The organism is Rhodoblastus sp. (assembly GCF_041915505.1).
Taxonomy (GTDB): domain Bacteria; phylum Pseudomonadota; class Alphaproteobacteria; order Rhizobiales; family Beijerinckiaceae; genus Rhodoblastus.
In genome coordinates, this window is sequence record NZ_JAYSBG010000031.1 from 1 (window position 1) to 18435 (window position 18435).

Annotated in this window: 15 protein-coding genes and 1 riboswitch; of the genes, 11 read left to right on the forward strand and 4 right to left on the reverse strand. The window is 66.0% G+C overall.

Going from position 1 to position 18435, the window contains the following annotated elements; all coding sequences use genetic code 11:
• Both ACE3S9_RS03930 and ACE3S9_RS03935 read left to right on the forward strand, forming a co-directional pair.
• Nucleotides 1-241, forward strand: a 241-nt coding sequence (locus tag ACE3S9_RS03930) for a hypothetical protein (RefSeq protein ID WP_374545125.1), incomplete at its 5' end; no start/stop codon positions are given.
• Between the two features lie 127 nt (nucleotides 242-368).
• Nucleotides 369-650, forward strand: coding sequence for a DUF4242 domain-containing protein (locus tag ACE3S9_RS03935; protein WP_374545126.1), 282 nt, complete (start codon nucleotides 369-371; stop codon nucleotides 648-650).
• An 82-nt stretch (nucleotides 651-732) separates the two neighbouring features.
• Here the strand turns inward: ACE3S9_RS03935 and ACE3S9_RS03940 are convergent, their stop codons facing one another.
• The 3 genes from ACE3S9_RS03940 to ACE3S9_RS03950 form a co-directional block, all read right to left on the reverse strand.
• The gene (locus tag ACE3S9_RS03940; protein ID WP_374545127.1) at nucleotides 733-1503 is read right to left on the reverse strand and encodes a prephenate dehydrogenase/arogenate dehydrogenase family protein; all 771 of its coding nucleotides are present in this window, start codon (nucleotides 1501-1503) and stop codon (nucleotides 733-735) included.
• A gap of 21 nt (nucleotides 1504-1524) precedes the next feature.
• Nucleotides 1525-1653: a hypothetical protein gene (locus ACE3S9_RS03945; protein ID WP_374545128.1), complete on the reverse strand. Its 129-nt coding sequence runs from the start codon at nucleotides 1651-1653 to the stop codon at nucleotides 1525-1527.
• 112 nt (nucleotides 1654-1765) lie between these two features.
• Nucleotides 1766-2623 carry an oxidoreductase gene (locus ACE3S9_RS03950; RefSeq protein ID WP_374545129.1) on the reverse strand — a complete coding sequence of 286 codons (858 nt, stop codon included), beginning with the start codon at nucleotides 2621-2623 and terminating at the stop codon, nucleotides 1766-1768.
• Between the two features lie 287 nt (nucleotides 2624-2910).
• Here ACE3S9_RS03950 and ACE3S9_RS03955 point away from each other — a divergent pair, with 287 nt between their 5' ends.
• The 6 genes from ACE3S9_RS03955 to ACE3S9_RS03980 all read left to right on the forward strand — a co-directional run bounded on the left by ACE3S9_RS03955 (nucleotide 2911) and on the right by ACE3S9_RS03980 (nucleotide 12530).
• Nucleotides 2911-6957 (forward strand): Pls/PosA family non-ribosomal peptide synthetase, encoded by a 4047-nt coding sequence (locus ACE3S9_RS03955; RefSeq protein ID WP_374545139.1) that lies wholly within the window; start codon nucleotides 2911-2913, stop codon nucleotides 6955-6957.
• A 208-nt stretch (nucleotides 6958-7165) separates the two neighbouring features.
• On the forward strand, nucleotides 7166-9064 hold the full coding sequence (locus ACE3S9_RS03960; RefSeq protein ID WP_374545130.1) for a putative bifunctional diguanylate cyclase/phosphodiesterase: 1899 nt from the start codon (nucleotides 7166-7168) through the stop codon (nucleotides 9062-9064).
• Between the two features lie 81 nt (nucleotides 9065-9145).
• Nucleotides 9146-9610 (forward strand): MarR family winged helix-turn-helix transcriptional regulator, encoded by a 465-nt coding sequence (locus ACE3S9_RS03965; protein ID WP_374545131.1) that lies wholly within the window; start codon nucleotides 9146-9148, stop codon nucleotides 9608-9610.
• Nucleotides 9607-11064: an amidase family protein gene (locus tag ACE3S9_RS03970; RefSeq protein WP_374545132.1), complete on the forward strand. Its 1458-nt coding sequence runs from the start codon at nucleotides 9607-9609 to the stop codon at nucleotides 11062-11064. Before ACE3S9_RS03965 ends, ACE3S9_RS03970 begins: the two co-directional genes overlap by 4 nt.
• A 173-nt stretch (nucleotides 11065-11237) precedes the next feature.
• A complete protein-coding gene (locus tag ACE3S9_RS03975; protein ID WP_374545133.1) occupies nucleotides 11238-11462 on the forward strand; it encodes a hypothetical protein in 225 nt (74 codons plus the stop codon).
• Between the two features lie 126 nt (nucleotides 11463-11588).
• Complete coding sequence (locus ACE3S9_RS03980; RefSeq protein WP_374545134.1) at nucleotides 11589-12530, forward strand: metallophosphoesterase; 942 nt, start codon at nucleotides 11589-11591, stop codon at nucleotides 12528-12530.
• 11 nt (nucleotides 12531-12541) lie between these two features.
• Here the strand turns inward: ACE3S9_RS03980 and ACE3S9_RS03985 are convergent, their stop codons facing one another.
• The gene (locus tag ACE3S9_RS03985; protein ID WP_374545135.1) at nucleotides 12542-13471 is read right to left on the reverse strand and encodes a histone deacetylase family protein; all 930 of its coding nucleotides are present in this window, start codon (nucleotides 13469-13471) and stop codon (nucleotides 12542-12544) included.
• Between the two features lie 381 nt (nucleotides 13472-13852).
• Between ACE3S9_RS03985 and ACE3S9_RS03990 the strand changes: the two genes are divergently transcribed.
• The 3 genes from ACE3S9_RS03990 to ACE3S9_RS04000 form a co-directional block, all read left to right on the forward strand.
• On the forward strand, nucleotides 13853-14470 hold the full coding sequence (locus tag ACE3S9_RS03990) for a L,D-transpeptidase (protein ID WP_374545136.1): 618 nt from the start codon (nucleotides 13853-13855) through the stop codon (nucleotides 14468-14470).
• A gap of 158 nt (nucleotides 14471-14628) precedes the next feature.
• Nucleotides 14629-14822: riboswitch (cobalamin riboswitch) on the forward strand.
• Between the two features lie 93 nt (nucleotides 14823-14915).
• Complete coding sequence (gene cobW, locus ACE3S9_RS03995; RefSeq protein WP_374545137.1) at nucleotides 14916-15947, forward strand: cobalamin biosynthesis protein CobW; 1032 nt, start codon at nucleotides 14916-14918, stop codon at nucleotides 15945-15947.
• Between the two features lie 5 nt (nucleotides 15948-15952).
• On the forward strand, nucleotides 15953-18435 hold a 2483-nt coding region (locus ACE3S9_RS04000), incomplete at its 3' end, for a cobaltochelatase subunit CobN (protein WP_374545138.1).

Genomic DNA, 18435 nt, shown 5'->3' on the forward strand with positions numbered 1-18435 from the left:
GACGCTGCATGACTGCCCTCCCGTGGTGGCAGGCCGCGTTTCAGCCCTGATGTCCTTCTGGATCGACGAATTGGAGCGCCGCCTCGGCGAATTCGGCCTGCCGTTCGCGCGAGCCACGGCGGCGCGAATGATCCGGCACGTCCAGGGAGGGCTCGTCGTCGCGCTCGCGACGCGGGACGGCGGGCAATTCGATGCGGCGATGGCCGATTTGCGGGCCGCGGTCGCGAATCCGCGCGCCTGAGCCTCGGCTCCGCACGCCGCAGCGTGGTTTTGCACTTTCCCGGGGTTGACCGGCCGCGCATTTCGATGAAAACTTGTACCGAACGTTCGTTCCACAATCACAAGACGAACGAAAACGGGAGGACTGAATGCCGAAATTCATCATCGAACGGGAAATGCCGGGCGTCGGAGGCTTGGCTGACGCCGACATCGTCGGCGCGTCGCAGACGTCATGCAGCGTCCTGAAAGAGATGGGGCCGCAAATTCAATGGGTCGAAAGCTATGTCACCGGCGACAAAATCTTTTGCGTCTATATCGCTCCCAATGAGGAGCTTATCCGCGAACATGCCGCGCGAGGCGGCTTCCCGGCCAACCAGATTCACAAGGTCGAGCGCATGATCGATCCGACCACGGCGGAGGCGGTCGCCTAACCAGGTCATTTGGCGTCGAGCGGGGAGGTGGACCGTAAGGCTCCGCTCTCCGATCGATTCGCGTGTATTATCGTCCGCGCGCTTACGCCTCGCCGTTTTTTTCCAGCGAGTCCGCCAGATCCGCCGCCAAGCCGAAAAAGCGGCGCCGCACGTCGGGGACGAAGGGATTCATCCGTTCGATGGCGTAGAACACTTCCGGCGCGTCATAGCGCACCATGTCCACGGCGCGCATCAGCAGGTCGAAGCTGGCGGTGGTCATGTGGCGGGGCAGGGGCTCCATCTCGACCAGCACTTTGGCGATGAGATGGGTCAGGCCCTGCACCATGGCCGCGTCGCGGTCGTGCTGCTCCGGGCTGGCGATAATCGCCTGCAAGCCGAAGGTTTTCCTCAGATAAGCCGCCAGCGGGCGCGCCTTGTCGCCGCGGATCGGGCAGATCACGATCTTCAGCCCCTTGACGCCGCCGCGCGCGCTTTGCGGGCCGAACATCGGATGGGTGCCGACGATTTCGACATGATCCGGCAAGGCGGCGAGCATGAGTCGCGCCGGCTCGACCTTGACCGAACAGACGTCCAGCACCACCGCGCCCGGACGCAGATGCGGCTTGATCGTCTCAATGGCCGCGCCGAGCTGCGGCACCGGCATGGCGAGAATCACCGCGTCGCAGGCGGCGGCGGTCGCGGCGTCGCAGAAGGTCACGCCCTTCGCCGGTGATTGGGGGGCGGGATCATAGGCGAAAATCGGAAAAAGCGGTCCGAGATGGGCGGCGATCAGCCGGCCAAAGGCGCCGAAGCCGATCAGTCCGATCGTGACGGCCGGCCCAGGTCTCGGCCGTCTGGCTGCGCGCTCGCTCACGTCAGGCCCCCGGCGCGCGGCTTACTTGGCCTGGTCGTAATTGCAGACGCCCGGAAATTTGTTGAATTTGAGCGGGCCGCCGCAGGGATCGCAGCCGGCGACCAGAACGCACAGCGCCAAGGCTGCGCTCAACCGAACCCATTTGGCCACGAAATCTCTCCACGTCCGCCCGATGCGGACGTTACATGCTCGGAGCGCCCAACCAAGTCAAGTTGATCAAGTCAAGTTGGGCGCCCGCTTGTGCGCCCGGATAGGGCCGTCGTCAGCTCACTTTTTCCTTCGGGAAGTCGCAGGCCAGCGCCACATCCCGGCCGGCGAGCAGTTCGGCGCGGAAGGCGTCGGTCCGGGCCGTGATGACCTCCTGTGCGACCGAGCCGAGCACCAGCCGCAGCGGCGGCTTGTCCTGCTCCACCGCCCGGATGATCGCCTGCGCGCCGCGCACGGGGTCGCCGGCTTGCGTCCCGCTATAGGCGTGAGTCGCGTTGCGGCGGGCGATCGCCGTCCCGGCATAGGCCTCGATGGCGGTATCCGGGGTTTTCAAGGAGCGTCCGGCCCAATCGGTGCGGAAGGGGCCGGGCTCCACGATGATGACCTTCACGCCGAACGGCGCCACTTCCGGGGCCAGGGCCTCCGACAGGCCTTCGACCGCGAATTTGGTCGCATTATAATAGCCGACGCCTGGAAAACCGCAGATTCCGCCCATCGAGGACAGATTGACGATGGCGCCGCCGTTCTGCGCCCGCATGATCGGCAGGACGGCGCGGCACATGGCGGCGAGGCCGAACACATTGGTCTCGAACAAGGCGCGGATCGCCGCGTCCTCGCCTTCTTCCACCGCCGCGAGATAGCCATAGCCGGCATTGTTCACCAGCACGTCGATGCGGCCGAACTTTTCCGCCGTGGCCTTGACCGCCGCCGCGATCTGGTCCGGCTTGTCCACGTCGAGGGCGAGAGCGAGGCCGGTTTCGGGATGGTCGGCGACCAGATCGGCCACTTTCGCCGGGTCGCGGGCGGTGACGGCGACGCGATAGCCGCCTTCGAGCAGAATTTTCGACAAAGCGCGGCCGAATCCGGTCGAGCAGCCGGTAATGAGCCAGGCCGGCTTGAGGTTCTGCGACATGGCGCATTCTCGCAAGTGTTGGGGTTTCGTTCAGGTAACGGACCCTAGCATCCGAAACCGGCGCGACAAGCGAATCGAGCCGCTTTGCGCTTGCGAAAACGCAGGACCGCCTTTCCATTCCGGGCCTCTTGCGGGACAGATGCGGGGCGTCCCGACAGGCGCGGCGCGGTCGCGATGCTTGCGGGTAGGAGCGCGGGCGATCCTATGCTATGGCGAACCCCGGCCGCCATCCGGACGCTCCGCCGGAGACCTTCGCGGGCGTCGCGGCCGACCATTGGGAACAGGCGATGACTGACGTCGATACGGATCTTGTGGCGGAAAAGCATTCCGGGCCGGAACGCGCGCCGGCTTTTCCTTCCGTCCTGCGCGGCGCCGTCCGTCCCGACCTGCTGCGCGACGAATTGCTCGCCGAAATCTTCGCCGCCTCCGTCGCTCTGTCGCCCAACGCCATCGCCATGATGACGATGGAGCGCAAGCTCACCTACGCCCAGGTGGACCATGAAGCCAATGCGCTCGCGCGCGGGCTGGTCCGGCGCGGAATCGGCCCCGGCGACGTCGTCGGCCTGTGGGGCCCGCGCGGGCCGGAGCTGCTGATCTGTCAGATCGCCATCGCCAAGACGGGCGCGGCCTGGCTGCCGTTCGACGCCGACGCGCCGGTCGACCGCATCGAGACCTGCCTGAAGGACGCCGAGGCCAAGGGCCTGCTGACCTCCGAAACCTTCGCCGCCAAGGCGCGCGAGGCCGTGACGGCGCCAGTTCTGACCGAAGTCGATCTGATCGACCGCGCCGACCAGACGCCGGTTGATCCGCGCAAAGCGGGGGCCACGCCGGATCATCCGGCCTATATGATCTATACGTCCGGTTCGACCGGCACGCCCAAGGGCATTGTCATCACCGGGCGCAATATCTGCCATTACCTCCGCTCGGCCAACGAAACCTACAAGCTCAACCGCGCCGACATCGTGTTCCAGGGCGCCTCCATCGCCTTCGACCTGTCGATGGAGGAAATCTGGATTCCTTATCTGGTCGGCGCGACTCTGTTCGTCGCCACCCCGGCGGTGATGGGCGAGGCCGAGGCTTTGCCGGACCTGATGGAGGAAGTCGGCGTCACCGTGCTCGACACTGTGCCGACCCTGCTGTCCCTGATGCCGGGCGACATCAAAAGCCTGCGCGTCATCATTCTGGGCGGCGAGGCGTGCCCGCCGGCGGTCGCCGCGCGCTGGTGCAGGCCCGGCCGCACCATTTTCAATTCCTATGGACCGACCGAGGCGACCGTGGTCGCCACGGTGGCGGAAGTCCTGCCCGACCAGCCGGTGACCATCGGCGGCCCGATCGCCAATTACACCTGCTATGTGGCGGACGAGGCCAATAACCTGCTGGAGCGTGGCGTCGAGGGCGAATTGCTGATTGGCGGCCCCGGCGTGGCCAAGGGCTATCTCAAGCGCGACGCGCTGACGGCGGAAAAATTCATCGCCAATCCGTTCGATCGCTCCGGCTCGGACCCGATCCTCTATCGTTCCGGCGACGCGGTGGTGATGGAGCCGGACGGCAAGATCGCCTTCCACGGCCGCATCGACGACCAGGTGAAAATCCGCGGCTTCCGCGTGGAGTTGGGCGAGATCGAGGCCAAGCTCTCGGTGCTGCCGGGCGTCAATCAGGCGGCGGTGGTGCTGCGCCATGACGACGGCCTCGACCAGCTCGTCGCCTTTCTGGTGGCGGAAAAAGGGTCGGCCATCGACCCCAAGGCGTTGCGCGCCGACCTGCGCGGCGTCCTACCACCCTATATGGTGCCGTCGCGTTACGAGACCCGCGAGGTCCTGCCGCGGCTGTCTTCGGGCAAGATCAACCGCAACGCTCTGAAGAAAGAGCCGCTGACCGCGCCGGTCGCGGCCGAGGCGCAAGAGGATCCGCAGACCGAGACCGAGCGTCTCCTTCTCGAGGCCGCGCAAAAGGTGCTGCCGCCGCAGACCATTCCCTTCGACGCCGATTTTTTCACCGATCTCGGCGGCCATTCGCTGCTGGCGGCGCGTTTCGTCGGCATCGTGCGCCAGACCCCGGCGCTGGCGGGGATCACGCTGCAGGACATGTATGCGGGGCGCAGCCTGCGCGCCATCGCCGCTTTGCTTGATGAAAAGGCCGCTGAGAGCGGGGGGCCGAAAGACCTTTCCTTCACGCCGCCGCCTTTGCTGCGGCGCTTCCTGTGCGGCCTCGCCCAGGCGATCTGCCTGCCTTTCTTCATGGCGCTGGCCACCGCGCAATGGCTGGGCATTTTCGTGTCCTACATGCTGCTGACCGACACCGACGCCTCGATCTGGCAGGAAATCGTGTCGCTGCTCGGTGTCTATGTCTGCGTCAACATCGCCACGGTTCTACTGGCCATCGCCTTGAAATGGCTGGTGATCGGCAAGTTCAAGCCGGGCCGCTATCCGATCTGGGGCCTGTATTATTTCCGCTGGTGGGTGGTGCAGCGCATGCTGACGCTGACCCACATCAAATGGTTCCAGGGCTCGCCTTTGATGCGGGTCTATCTGCAGGCCCTCGGCGCGAAAATCGGCCAGGACGCCAATATTTCCGAACTGGAGATCGGCGCGGTCGATCTTCTGACCATCGGGGCCGGCGCGACCGTCGGCGCCCGCGCCAAATTCGCCAATGTCAGCTTCGTCGGCGGCGACATGATCGTCGGCCCGATCGTGGTCGGCCCGGATTGCTATATCGGCTCCTCCTGCGCGCTCGAACATGACGTGGTGCTGGAGGAGGGCGCGGAGCTGAAGGATCTGACGGCGCTGGAACCCTATACCCGCGTCAACGCCTGGGAAATCTGGGACGGCTCGCCCGGCCGCTGCATCGGCTCGGTCGACAAGGAAGCCCTGCAGCCCTTCGCCGAGGTCTCGGCCCCCAAGCGCGCGCTGCAGACCTTCATCTATACCCTGCTGCTGCTGGCCATCCCGCCAGTCGGCCTGCTGCCGCTGTTCCCGGCCTTCTGGGTGTTCGACCGGATCGACGAATATCTCGGTCTCGCGGCGGTGAGCCGGATGCTCTATATGGCGGCGATCCCGATCATGGCGTGGCCGACGTCCTTCGTCATGGTGCTGGTCACGGTCGCCTTCATCGCCGTGGTGCGCTGGACGGTGCTGCCGGTGGTGCGCGAAGGCGTCTATTCGGTCTTTTCCTGGTTCTATCTGCGCAAATGGGCGGTGTCGCTGGCGACGGAAGTGACGCTGGAGACGCTCTCGTCGCTCTACGCCACGGTCTATATGCGGACCTGGTACCGGCTGATGGGCGCCAAGATCGGCAAGGATTCCGAAATCTCGACCAATATTCCGGGCCGCTACGATCTGGTCGAGATCGGCGAGAAATGTTTCATCGCCGACGAGGTGATCCTCGGCGATGAGGACGTCCGGCGCGGCTGGATGCGCCTCGAAAAGCTCAGGACCGGCTCGCGCGTCTTCATCGGCAATGACGGCGTGCTGCCGCCCGGCGCCGATATTCCCGACGGCGCGCTGATTGGCATCAAGTCCAAGCCGCCGGCCAATGACGAAATGTCGGAAGGCGACACCTGGTTCGGCTCGCCGCCGATCAAGCTGCCGGTGCGCCAGAAATTCGACGCCGGCGGCGCCAACTGGACCTATGAGGCGCCGCGCTGGAAGAAATTCGTCCGCGCCTGTTTCGAGGCGGTGCATATCTCGCTGCCGACCATGCTCTATATCACCTTCGGCACCTGGGCGATCGAATGGTTCGGTCCGGCCGTGCTGGAAGGCGATTACTGGGCCGTGCTGTGGATGTTCGTCGTTTCCTCGACGGTCATCTCGATCGCGATGGTCGCCGTGGTGATCATTGTGAAATGGGCGACCATGGGCCGCTACCAGCCGGTCATGAAACCGATGTGGTCGTGGTGGGCGATGCGCACCGAGGCCATGGCCGTGCTCTATTGGGGCCTCGCCGGCAAGGTCATGCTGGAGCATCTGCGCTGCACGCCCTTCCTGCCCTGGGTTCTGCGCCTGCTCGGGGCCAAATTCGGCAAGGGCTGCGTGCTCGACATGACCGACATCACCGAATTCGACTGCATCGAGGTCGGCGATTTCTGCAATCTCAATTCGCTTTGCGCCCTGCAGACCCATCTTTACGAGGACCGGGTCATGAAGGTCGGCCGGGTCAAGATCGGCTCCGGCGTCACCGTCGGCTCGGGCTCCACCGTGCTCTATGACACCCATATCGGCGACTTTGCGCGCCTTGGCCCGCTGACCATCGTCATGAAGGGCGAATCCATCCCCGCCCATACCGAATGGACCGGCGCGCCGGCCATGCCGACCCGGCATGTCAAGGCGGACGCCTGAGGCGAAAGCGTGACGGGTCAGGTCCGAACTGATTCGGATCTGAATTGTTGCGGTGGCGAGAAATTAATCCTTCCAAGAGGATTTTCGCGCAGGTTTTTTGCGGCGGATGTCCAAGCAAGTGATTTTATTAAGCTTCGCCGACGTAGGTTGAGCCATGCTCAAGTGCCTTGCTCCCTTGCGGCGTTGGCTTAGATCGGCCGCTACAACCTTGTCCGACCGGAACGTCGATGATGAATTGCTTCGTCATCTGATCGATTCCCTCTGCGTGTCGCCGAGTTCCTTGTTCGTGGCCATGGGCATGAGCATCGTGCTCACGCTCACCGTCTGGCTTTTGACCTGGGATCCCTTGTGCGGCTTGTTCGCCGGGCTGAACATCGTGATCGGCGTCAGGCGCCTGCGGCTCGACAATCAATATCGCCGCCTCAAGGGCGTCACACTCGACCGCACGCGGCTACTCGGCTTCGATCGCCAGTTCCTGATCTGGTGGACGATGTTCGCGGCGGGCATTGGCTTCGAGAATTTCCTGCTGGTTGCCCGGACCAACGAGCCGGCCGACTGGACGCTGGCGAGCGCGATCGCGGTGGGCTTCACGGTCGCCTTCGCCCTGCGCAGCGCCGGCCGAATGAAATTGTTCATCGCCCAGGTCCTGACCATGTGCGCGCCGATGACGCTGGCTTATGCGATCATCCCGGTGAAGAACGGCCACGCTTATTCCGCTCTGCTGATGGCGCTGATCGTCGCCGCGATCGTGCTCGGCTTCGCCGCCCATGAGCGGATCGTCGAACTTTATTGCGCCAATCTTCGCACCCGGCATATGGCGCATAACGACATGCTGACGGGCCTGATGAACCGCTTCGCTTTTTCCGAGGCGCTGGACCGCGAGATCGAGCGTGGCGACATCGGCTCGCGCGAGGCTTTCAGCCTGCTGGTCATGGATCTCGACCGCTTCAAGGAGATCAACGACATGCTCGGCCACAACACCGGCGACGCGGTGATTGTGGAAATGGCGGCGCGGCTGCGCCGGGTGGTCAATTCCGATGATATTGTCGGCCGTCTCGGCGGCGACGAGTTCATCATCCTCGCGCGCGGCGGCGGCAGGGAGGGGACGGAAGTCCCGCTGGCGCTGACGGATCGAATCGTCGCGGCGCTGCGCGAGCCGATCACGCTGGACGGCTCGTCGATCCCGGTCAGCGCGAGCATTGGCGTGGTCCATTATCCGGATCATGGCGTCGCCGCGCAGGAATTGCTGAAAAAGGTCGATATCGCGCTTTACGAAGCAAAGAGGCGCGGCCGCAATCGCGCCTGTGTGTTCGACGAGTCGATGCAGGCGCGGTTCAACGAGGCGCGCATCATGGAGCTCGAAATCGAGACGGCGGTCGCGCGCAACGAATTCGAGCCCTGGTTCCAGCCGATCGGCAATATCGAAAACGGCAAGGTCGTCGGCTTCGAGGCCTTGGCGCGCTGGCCCCATCCGGTGCGCGGCATGATCCCGCCGGTCAAATTCATTCCCTGTTCCGAGCAGACCGGCGCCATCATCCGCATCGGCGAGCAGATTCTCGAAAAGGCCTGCGTGGCCGCGCTGAGCTGGCCGGGCGACCTTTATGTCGCGGTCAATCTCTCGCCCGTGCAGTTCCGCCAGCCGCAGAAACTCGTCGCCATGGTCAAGAGCGTGCTCGCCCGCACCGGCCTGCCGCCGTCACGCCTCAATCTCGAAGTCACCGAGACCTTGATGATGGAGGACACCGAGCAGACCCGCGCCGCCATTGTCGAACTGGCCGGGTTGGGCATCGGCGTTTCGCTGGATGATTTCGGCTCCGGATTCTCGTCCTTGTCCTATATCCACTCCTATCCGTTCTCGAAGATCAAGATCGACAAGAGCTTCATCGATCATATCGAAAACGGCCGCGAATCGGTGGCCATCGTCTCCGCCGTGCGCGTCCTCGCCGAAAAGCTCGACATGGAGCTGGTCGCGGAGGGCGTGGAGACGCTGCGCCAGCATATGGTGCTGCGGCAACTCGGCGTCACCCAGGCGCAGGGCTATTTCTACGGCAAGCCGCAGCCGCGCGCCGCCTTGTCGGACAACCCCCTTCGGGTTGCCGTAGGCTAAACTGTTGCCGTCGCACTTGCGGCGGTCCGCCCCGGGCGCTAATTTCACGAGTTGACAATAAGCCTGCGCCTGGGGAGGAAAATGACCAGCGATATCGACGCCTTGCGGGTCTGGTTCCGACTCATTCGCCTGAATACCCGCACCCGTCTGGCGATCGCCAATCGTTTGCGCGCCTTCGATCTCTCCGTCCCGCAATGCGACGTCCTCACCACTTTGACGGAGCGTGAGGGCCTGTCGCAGCAGGAGCTGGCGGCGCGGCTCTATGTCACCAAGGGCAATATTTCCGGTCTGATCGACCGTCTGGTCGCCAGCGGGCTGGTCGAGCGCAGGGCGCTCGCCGGCGACCGCCGCTCCCACGCCATTCACCTGACCCCCGCGGGCCGCGAGCTGGCGCAGCGCGGCATCGAGGCGCAAAAGGCTTTCGTCACCCAGACCTTCGGGCGCATCGCCCCGGAGCGCTTGGCGCTGCTCGATGAATTGCTGGTCGAGGCGCGCGAGCTGGTGCGAGAGCACGATCATCTGGCCGTCGAGGGCGCCGAGGCTTGACGCCAGCGGGTTTCGACGAGGCCTTTTTCGCCGCGCCCGCGACCGTGTGGCGCGAGGGGCTCGACCGCCACGCCTTTTCCGCTTCCGAATTGCTGGCCGGGGTCTGGGAACGGATTCTCCAGCGCAATCCCGCCGTCAACGCGCTGGCGGCCTATGATTTCGAAGCGGCCGCGCTTCAGGCCGCCGAATCCGACCGCCGCATCGCGCGCGGCGAGGCGCGGGCGCTGGAAGGCCTGCCGATCACGATCAAGGACAGTTTCGAGACCGCCGGCCTGACCACGACCTGCGGCGCGCAGGAGCTGGCCGATTACCGGCCGGAGCGGGACGCCGCCGCCGTCGAACTTCTGCGCGCGGCCGGTGCGGTCATTCTCGCCAAGACCAATGTCCCGCGCCTCACCGGCGATTTTCAGACCCATAATCCGATCTTCGGGCTGACCTCCAATCCCTGGGACCTGTCTCGCACGCCCGGCGGCTCGTCGGGCGGCTCGGCGGCGGCGGTGGCGTCGGGGTTCTGCGCTTTCGACCTCGGGTCGGACCTCGGCGGCTCGATCCGCTGGCCCTCCCACGCCTGTGGCCTGTTCGGGCTCAAGCCGAGCTGGGGCCGCGTCCCGCTCGTCGGCCATATTCCGCCGCTGCCGGCGCTGCGGCTGAAAAATCCGCCCGATCTCGCGGTGGCGGGGCCGCTGGCCCGCTCGGCGACCGATCTGGATCTGGCGTTTCGGCTGCTGGCGGGGCAGGGGCAAGCGGCGCCCGACGGCCTCGCCGGCCGGCTCGAAAATCGTCGCCTGCGGCTGGCGCTGTGGCTCGATCCGGCCTTCGCGCCGGTCGACGCCGATGTCGAGGCCGGCGTGCGGCTCGCCGCCGAGGCTTTGGCCTGCGCCGGCGCGCGGCTCGACGAGGCGCGTCCGTCCTTCGCCTTTTCGGACTCCTTCGAAATCTACGCCACGCTCAGTTTCGCCATTAGTTTCGCCAGCCTACCGGCGACGGAGCGCGCCCGCTACGCCGATACGGCGCGGGATTTCGCGCCGGACGACCGGTCCTATCCGGCCATGCGGGCCCGCGCCGCCCGGATCGACGCCGCCGCTTTCGCGCGCCTGTCCGAGCGCCGCGCCGCGATCCGCGACGGTTTCGCCGCCTTTTTCGCCGATTATGACGCGATCCTTTGTCCGCCTGCGCCCTGCCTCGCCATTCCGCACGACCTGTCGCCGTCGCCGATCGACCGACGCCTGGCCACCAGCGTCGGCGATCTGCCGTATTTTGACCTGCTGAAATGGGCGAGCCTGGCGTCGCTGTCCCACCTACCGGCGGCGGTCGCGCCGGTCGCGCTGGCCCCGCTGGGCCTGCCCTGCGGGGTGCAGATCATCTGCCCGCTCGGCGCGGATCGCGACGCCATTGCGATAGCGGGCCTGATCGAACGGCTCACCGGCGGATTTCGGTCGCCGGACGCGCGCTGAAAGCAAAGCTCAAGCAGCGCGGCGGCGCGGCTGCCGTTCGTTTCAGGACGGCCGCCAAGCGGCAGACTTAACGCGGAATTTATCTTAACGGCGCAATGTCGCAGGCGGAATTCAGCGGTCGTCAACCATGCGGCCGGAGTCTCCCTGTTGGTGCGAGTGAGAAGAGTCCCGTCATGAGCGAGCAAGAAATCATTGTTCCGCCGCAGCCGCGCCGCCAGGACGCGCGCGACCTGCAGGCGCGTCTTTATCGTGAAATCGGCCTCGCGGCCGTGGAGGCCGAATTGTTCGCCCCGCGCCCCGAACTGACGGCCGCGCCTGAGGTCAAGGCCGACGTCCGGTTTGAAACGCGCGCCGACCGCTCGCCTCGCATCGCGGCGCCCAAGCGGGACGCCGCCTGAATCGGCGACGCGGCAAGGATCGGTTTTCCATTTTTCGCGCTCGGGGTTGGCAAGCCCTCCCCGGGCGGATTATCACAACCCCCGTGGAGGAGAGGGCCGCCGGCTCTCCCTGTCGTGGGCGCCTGAATGATCGATCGTCGTCGCTTTCTCGCCCGTGGTCTCGCGTTGCCGTTGCTCGGCGCGTCGACCGCCGCCTACGCCATTGGCGTCGAGCCGAATTTCCTGCTCCAGGTCAAAACCTATTTCATTACGCCGCCGCGCTGGCCGCAGGGGCTGAACCTGCGCCTCGCCGTGATTTCCGACATCCATGCCGGCGAGCCCTTCATGAGCGCGGCGCGCATCCGCCGCATCTGCGAGGCGACCAACGCCCTGCAGCCGGACGCCGTCCTGATGCTGGGCGATTTCAACGCCGGCCATTTCTTCGTCACGCGCGCCGTCGACGCGCAGGAGACCGCCGAGGCGCTTTCGATCCTGCGCGCGCCGCTCGGCTGCTACGCCGTGCTGGGCAATCACGATTGGTGGCATGGCCCGCTGCTGACCTCGCCCTCCGACGGCGCCGCCGCGATCCGGCGCGCTCTGCGCCAAGCCGGCGTGGTCGTTCTCGAAAATGACGCGGTTCCGCTGACCAAGGACGGGCGGCGCTTCTGGCTGGTCGGGCTGGGCGACCAGATGATCGACCGCCTGGCGCAGGAGGGCGTGGACGGGGCCGCCGGCGGCGGCGACGATCTCGCGGGCTCCCTCGCCAAGGTGACCGACGACGCGCCGATCATTCTCATGGCTCATGAGCCTTTTATTTTCTGGACGACGCCAAAGCGGGTCGCGCTGACATTGTGCGGCCATACGCATGGCGGCCAGATCAGTCTGCCGGTGATCGGCTCCCCGGTCGGCTATCTTCGCTTCGGACGCAAGCTGATTTACGGCCATCTCGTGCACGACGACCGCCATCTCGTCATTTCAGGCGGGCTGGGCGAATCCGTCGTGCCGGCGCGTCTCATGCGTCCGCCGGAAATTGTCGAGGTCGTGCTGGGCGAAGCCGAGCCGCCGCGGGCCCAGTTCGTCGGCTGGTAGGCGGGAAAGGCTTACACGCCCATCAAGGTCAGGACGTGGGCGGCGACGGAGCGCGCGAGGCCGTCGAGGTCGTAGCCGCCTTCGAGAACGGATACCAGCCGTCCCCCGCAGACGCGGTCGGATACGTCCATCAGCTTGCCGGTCGCCCAGGCGAAATCCGCCTCCACCAGATTGAGATTGGCGAGCGGGTCGCGGCGATGCGCGTCGAATCCGGCGGAAACGATCACGAGATCAGGGCGGAACTGTTCGAGCCGAGGCAGGATGGCGACTTCCATCGCCTCGCGAAACTGCATTCCGCCATCGCCGGCGTTGAGCGGGGCGTTGACGATATTATTGTGCTCGCCGCGCTCGCCGCTCGCGCCCGTGCCGGGATAAAGCGGCATTTCATGGGTCGAGAGATACATCACATTGGGGTCGGACCAGAAAATATCCTGCGTTCCATTGCCGTGATGAACGTCGAAATCCATGATCGCGACCCGCTCCGCGCCATGCTTGGCGATGGCGTGGCGGGCCGCGACGGCGGCGTTGTTGAAAAAGCAGAAGCCCATCGGCGTCGCGCGCTCGGCGTGATGGCCCGGCGGGCGCAGCGCGACGAAGGCGTTGTCCACATCGCGCCGCATTACTTCGTCGACCGCCTGGCAGGCGCCGCCGATGGCGCGAAAGGCGGCGGCGAGCGTGCCTGGGCTCATGGTCGTATCGCTGTCGAGGCGCGCGAATCCGTCGCGGGGCGAGGTCTGCTCCAGCGCCTGGACATAGGATTCCGGATGGACCCGCAGAGCCTGTTCGCGCGTGCCGTTGTCCGCCTGCGCGCGGATCAGCGTCATGAATTTCTCATGTTCGAGAATTCGTTCGATCACCCGGACGCGGTCGGGCCTCTCGGGGTGGCCGGGGCCATTGTCGTGATTGAGGCCGGCGGGATGGGTCAGCAGAAGCGTGTTCAATTCAGGCTCACAAACAGAAAATCGCAAAACGTCCCGGATCGCGCCGCAAATTTGGGTAGCAAGGGGGCCGGAGAGCCCCAGGAGCGTCGGGAGGACGCCATTCCGAGCAGAAGATCGCGCTATTCCGCCCGGCTGTCCAACGAAGTTTAGGTCTTAGGCCCAAAGTAGAAGATATTGGCGGCTTCACGCCGGATTGCGCGTCGCCAGGGCGCGTTTTGTTAAGGCTTCGCCTTGCATTGTGACGACACTGTGGCCGCTACGCCACAAAGCTTTATAATCGACGCGATATGCGGCCGCGCGCTCGTGACGCCGGGGCTCTTTATGGTAATGAATTGATGAAATCATGTCGCTGGGGCGGCGCGCTGAAACCGGGGCGGTACGATGAATTTGCGGACGATTGCTTGCATTGGCTTGATTTCGGCGGCCCTGGCCGGCTGCAATGGGGTCAGCACGCCGGATCCGACTCTCACCGGCCGTGACCGGGAGTTTCTGTCGCTCGCGCCGGCCGGCAATCCGCCGGCCGAATATGGCCGCTATATCGTGGACGATCCGACGGGCCAGCCGGCCGGGACGATCACCGTCGATACGTTCAAGAACTTCCTTTATTATTCCATGCCGAACAAGAAGGCGATCCGCTACGGCGTCGCCACCGGCAGCGAGGCCGCCGGCTGGACCGGCGAAGCCACCGTCGGCAAGATGGCGGAATGGCCGCGCTGGGTGCCGCCGGCGGACATGCTCGAGCGTTGGCCGCACCTGCGTCCGACCGCCGAAGCCGGCGGCCTGCCGGGCGGTCCGGACAATCCGCTCGGCGCCCGCGCGATGTATCTCTATCAGGGCAACAAGGACACCCTCTACCGCATCCACGGCACCAACGAGCCGGACAAGATCGGCCAGCACGTGTCGTCTGGCTGCATCCGCATGCGCGATATCGACGCCATCGACCTGTATAACCGGGTCAAGATCGGCACCAAGGTCATCGTCGCCGATCGCGCTTATTGATCGTCTGGCCGCTCCGGCCAAACGGGGGCTGACAATCGAACCCTCCGGCGCCTTCTGGCCCCGGAGGGTTTTTTTGCGTCTCGCGGCCTATCCCTGTGTCGCCTCCATGCCCGCGACGGACCCGGGCTCGCGCAATTGACTCGCGTCGCCGGCGCGCCTAACAAGTCAGGCTCGACGGTCCCCGATCAACGGGGTTTGAAAGGGAATGCGGAGGGGGAGCCCCAACCGCAGCTGCCCCCGCAACTGTGAACGGGAAGCCGAACGCCACAGGCCACTGGTCGCAAGACCGGGAAGGCGGCGGAAGGCGCCAGACCCGTGAGCCAGGAGACCTGCCGTCGGATACTACACGCGATGGGCGGGGCGCTCTCGTCGCGGTTCGGCTTGCGGGCTTGGCCTGGGCCGGATGGCGGGTTTACCCGCCGGGCGCCGGTTCGGAGCCCGATACATGCGTCTTGCGAAAATTCCCGTCACCATCGTCACCGGCTTTCTCGGCGCCGGCAAGACCACGCTGATCCGCCACGTTCTAGCCCATGCGCGCGGGCGGCGGCTCGCTCTGGTCATCAATGAATTCGGCGATGTCGGCGTGGATGGCGAGATTTTGCGTCAGTGCGGCGCCGATTCCTGTCCGGAGGACAATATTATCGAGCTGGCCAATGGTTGCCTGTGCTGCACCGTGGCGGATGATTTCCTGCCCGCGATCGAAGGCCTGCTGGCGCGCGAGCCGCGTCCCGACCACATCATCATCGAAACCTCCGGCCTCGCTTTGCCGAAACCGCTGGTCAAGGCGTTCGACTGGCCGGACATTCGCGCCAAGCTCACGGTCGACGGCGTCGTCGCCGTGGTCGATTCCGCCGCCGTCGCCGACGGCCGCTTCGCCGATGACGAGGAAAAGCTCGCCGCCCAGCGCGCGCAGGATTTCGCGCTCGACCACGACAATCCGCTGGAAGAGGTCTATGAGGATCAACTGCTCTGCGCCGATCTGATCCTGCTCAACAAGGCCGATCTCCTGGAAGAAGAAGCACTGGAAAAAGTGCGCGCCGAAGTCGCCGGGGCCGTGCCGCGCGCGGTGAAAATCGTGCCGACGCGCGAGGGGCGCCTCGATGTCGATGTGCTGCTCGGGCTCGCGGCGGCGGCGGAGGACGATCTCGCCGCGCGGCCCTCACATCACGACGACGAGGAAGGCCACGACCACGACGATTTCGACACTTTCGTCGCGGCGCTGCCGCCGGCGCGCGATCCGGCGGCGCTTGCGGCCAAGCTCGCCGCCATCGCCAGCGACCATGACGTGCTGCGCATGAAAGGCTTTGTCGAGGTCGAGGGCAAACCGATGCGCCTGCTGGTGCAGGGCGTCGGCGGTCGGTTCTCGCACCAGTTCGACCGCCCCTGGCGCGCCGATGAGGACCGCGCCGGCCGCCTCGTGGTGATCGGACAGAAAGGCTTCGACCGCGCGGCGATCGAAGCGGCGCTTTCGGCTTAAAGACCATGCATCTCGTCCGTACGGATCAACGATCGTTCGACGAGGCGGCGCAGGCCGTCGATCTCGAACAATCGCCTGCGGACGTGGTCGCTCTGTCCTTCGCGGACAGCGATCTGTCGCTGCTGGCGGGCGCCCACGCGCCGCGCCATCCCAGCCTGCGGCTGGCGCCGCTGGCGCTGCTCAAACATCCCTATTCGGTCGATCTCTATGTCGAGAAGGTCTGCGCCCGCGCCCGCTTCGTGCTGGTGCGGCTGCTCGGCGGCATGGATTACTGGCGCTATGGCGTCGAGGAACTGGCGGCGGCGGCGCGCAAGCACGGCTTCGTTTTGGCGATCGTGCCCGGCGATGCGATGGAGGATGCGCGGCTCGAACAGGCTTCGACTTTGCCGCCCGACGCGCTGCGCCAGATCTGGGCCTATTTCCGTGACGGCGGGCCGGACAATATCGCCGCCTGCCTCGATTTCATCGCCACGCAGATCACGGGCGAGGGCGCCGCACCGGAGCCGCGTCCGGTTGCGCCCCTTGGCCTGTTCGCGCCGGGTTGCCGGCCGGGCGCCGAGGGCGCCGCGACCGCGCTGGTGCTGTTCTATCGCAGCGCCTTTCTCGCCGGCGACGACGCGCCCATCCGCGCTCTGGCCGAAGCGCTGGAGCGCGAAAATTTCCGCGTCCGAAGCTATTTCGTTTCCAGCCTCAAGGACCCCGCCGCCTGCGCGCCGCTCCTGAAAGCGCTGGCGGCGGAAAGGCCCGATGTCATCCTCAACGCCACGGCCTTTTCCGCGCGGCTCGATTCTGGCGCCGTGCTCGACGCCGCCGATGCGCCGGTCTTTCAGGTCATTCTCTCAGGCGCGCAGGCGCGGCAATGGCGCGAATCGCGGCGCGGCCTGTCGGCGGCCGATCTCGCCATGAATGTGGTGCTGCCGGAAGTGGACGGCCGCATCGTCACCCGCGCCATTTCCTTCAAGCGCGAGCAGGAGCGCCGCGATGCGCTGGAATTTTCGCCGGCGCTGCACGAGCCCGAGTCCGACCGCATCGCCTTCGTCGCCGCGCTGGCCGCGCGCTGGGCGCGCCTGCGCCGTCTCGCCAATGAAGACAAGAAACTGGCGCTGATCGTCTCGGATTATCCCGCCAAGGGCGGCCGCGCCGGCTATGCCGTAGGCCTCGACACCGAACAGAGCGTGCGTGCGATCATCGCGCGCCTCGCCGCCGAAGGCTATGACGCCGCGCCCGCGCCGGAAAAATGGCTCGAAGCCCTGCAGGCCGCGCCGCCGCTGGCGACGGTGTCGCTGCGGGCCTATCGCGCTTTTCTCGACGGCCTGCCTGCGGATTTCGTCGCCGCGCTCGAAGCCTGCTGGGGCGGTCCGGAAAGCGACGCCTCCGCCTCCGACGGCGCCTTCGCCTTTCGTTTCCTGCGCCTCGGCAAGATCGTGCTCGCCTTGCAGCCCGATCGCGGCGCGGCGGACAATCGCAAGGCCGATTATCATGATCTGGCTCTGCCGCCGCGACATGGCTTTCTCGCCTTCTATCTCTGGCTGCGCGCACGCGAGACAATCGATGCGCTGGTTCATTGCGGCGCGCATGGCTCGCTGGAATGGCTGCCCGGCAAGAGCGTGGCGCTCGGCGGCGATTGCGCGCCGGAAATCGCGCTCGGTCCCGTGCCGCTGGTCTATCCCTTCATCGTCAATAATCCCGGCGAAGCGGCGCAGGCCAAGCGCCGCTCCGCCGCCGTTATCGTCAGCCATCTGTCGCCACCGCTGGTCAAGGCGGGCGCTCATGGCGCGCTGGCCGAAATCGAGGCTTTGTTCGACGAATATGCCCAGGCGCAGGGCCTCGATCCGCGCCGCGCCAAGATGCTTGCCGATCTCATCCTGCAGCGCGCGGAAAGCGCCGGCCTTTTGCGCGAATGCGGCGTCGAAGCGGAAAGCGCGGCCGATGAGGACGCCCTGATCCGGCTCGACGGCTGGCTGTGCGACCTGAAGGAAATGCGCATCAATGACGGCCTGCATGTGTTCGGCCGCTCGCCGCAGGGCGCTTTGCGGGACGAGACGCTGGCGGGCTATGAAACAAGCGATCTCGCGGAACGGCTCGACTCCTGCGGCGCGGCGGAAATGCAGGCGCTTGTTCATGCGCTGAACGGCGGTTTTGTGGCGCCGAGCCCGTCCGGCGCGCCTGGGCGCGGACGCAAGGACGTGCTGCCGACCGGGCGCAATCTGTTCTCGGTCGATCCGCGCGCCGTGCCGACCCGCACCGCCTGGGAGATCGGCCGCAAGCTCGCGGGCGACGTCATCGAACGCTATTTGCAGGATCATGGCGACTGGCCGCGCCGGATCGTGCTGGACCTGTGGGGCAGCGCCTCGATGCGCACCGGCGGCGACGATCTCGCTCAGGCCTTCGCCTTGCTGGGCGTGCGCCCCGTGTGGGACGCCGCCTCGACACGCATGAGCGGTTTCGAAATTCTGCCGCTCGCCCAGCTCGGCCGTCCGCGCGTCGA

Bases quoted from the DNA above. Each gene is read 5' to 3' on its own strand.
- ACE3S9_RS03935 (WP_374545126.1), top strand. From the start codon at position 369: ATGCCGAAATTCATCATCGAACGGGAAATGCCGGGCGTCGGAGGCTTG.
- ACE3S9_RS03950 (WP_374545129.1), bottom strand. From the start codon at position 2,623: ATGTCGCAGAACCTCAAGCCGGCCTGGCTCATTACCGGCTGCTCGACC.
- ACE3S9_RS03955 (WP_374545139.1), top strand. From the start codon at position 2,911: ATGACTGACGTCGATACGGATCTTGTGGCGGAAAAGCATTCCGGGCCG.
- ACE3S9_RS03965 (WP_374545131.1), top strand. From the start codon at position 9,146: ATGACCAGCGATATCGACGCCTTGCGGGTCTGGTTCCGACTCATTCGC.
- ACE3S9_RS03975 (WP_374545133.1), top strand. From the start codon at position 11,238: ATGAGCGAGCAAGAAATCATTGTTCCGCCGCAGCCGCGCCGCCAGGAC.
- ACE3S9_RS03980 (WP_374545134.1), top strand. From the start codon at position 11,589: ATGATCGATCGTCGTCGCTTTCTCGCCCGTGGTCTCGCGTTGCCGTTG.
- ACE3S9_RS03990 (WP_374545136.1), top strand. From the start codon at position 13,853: ATGAATTTGCGGACGATTGCTTGCATTGGCTTGATTTCGGCGGCCCTG.
- cobW (WP_374545137.1), top strand. From the start codon at position 14,916: ATGCGTCTTGCGAAAATTCCCGTCACCATCGTCACCGGCTTTCTCGGC.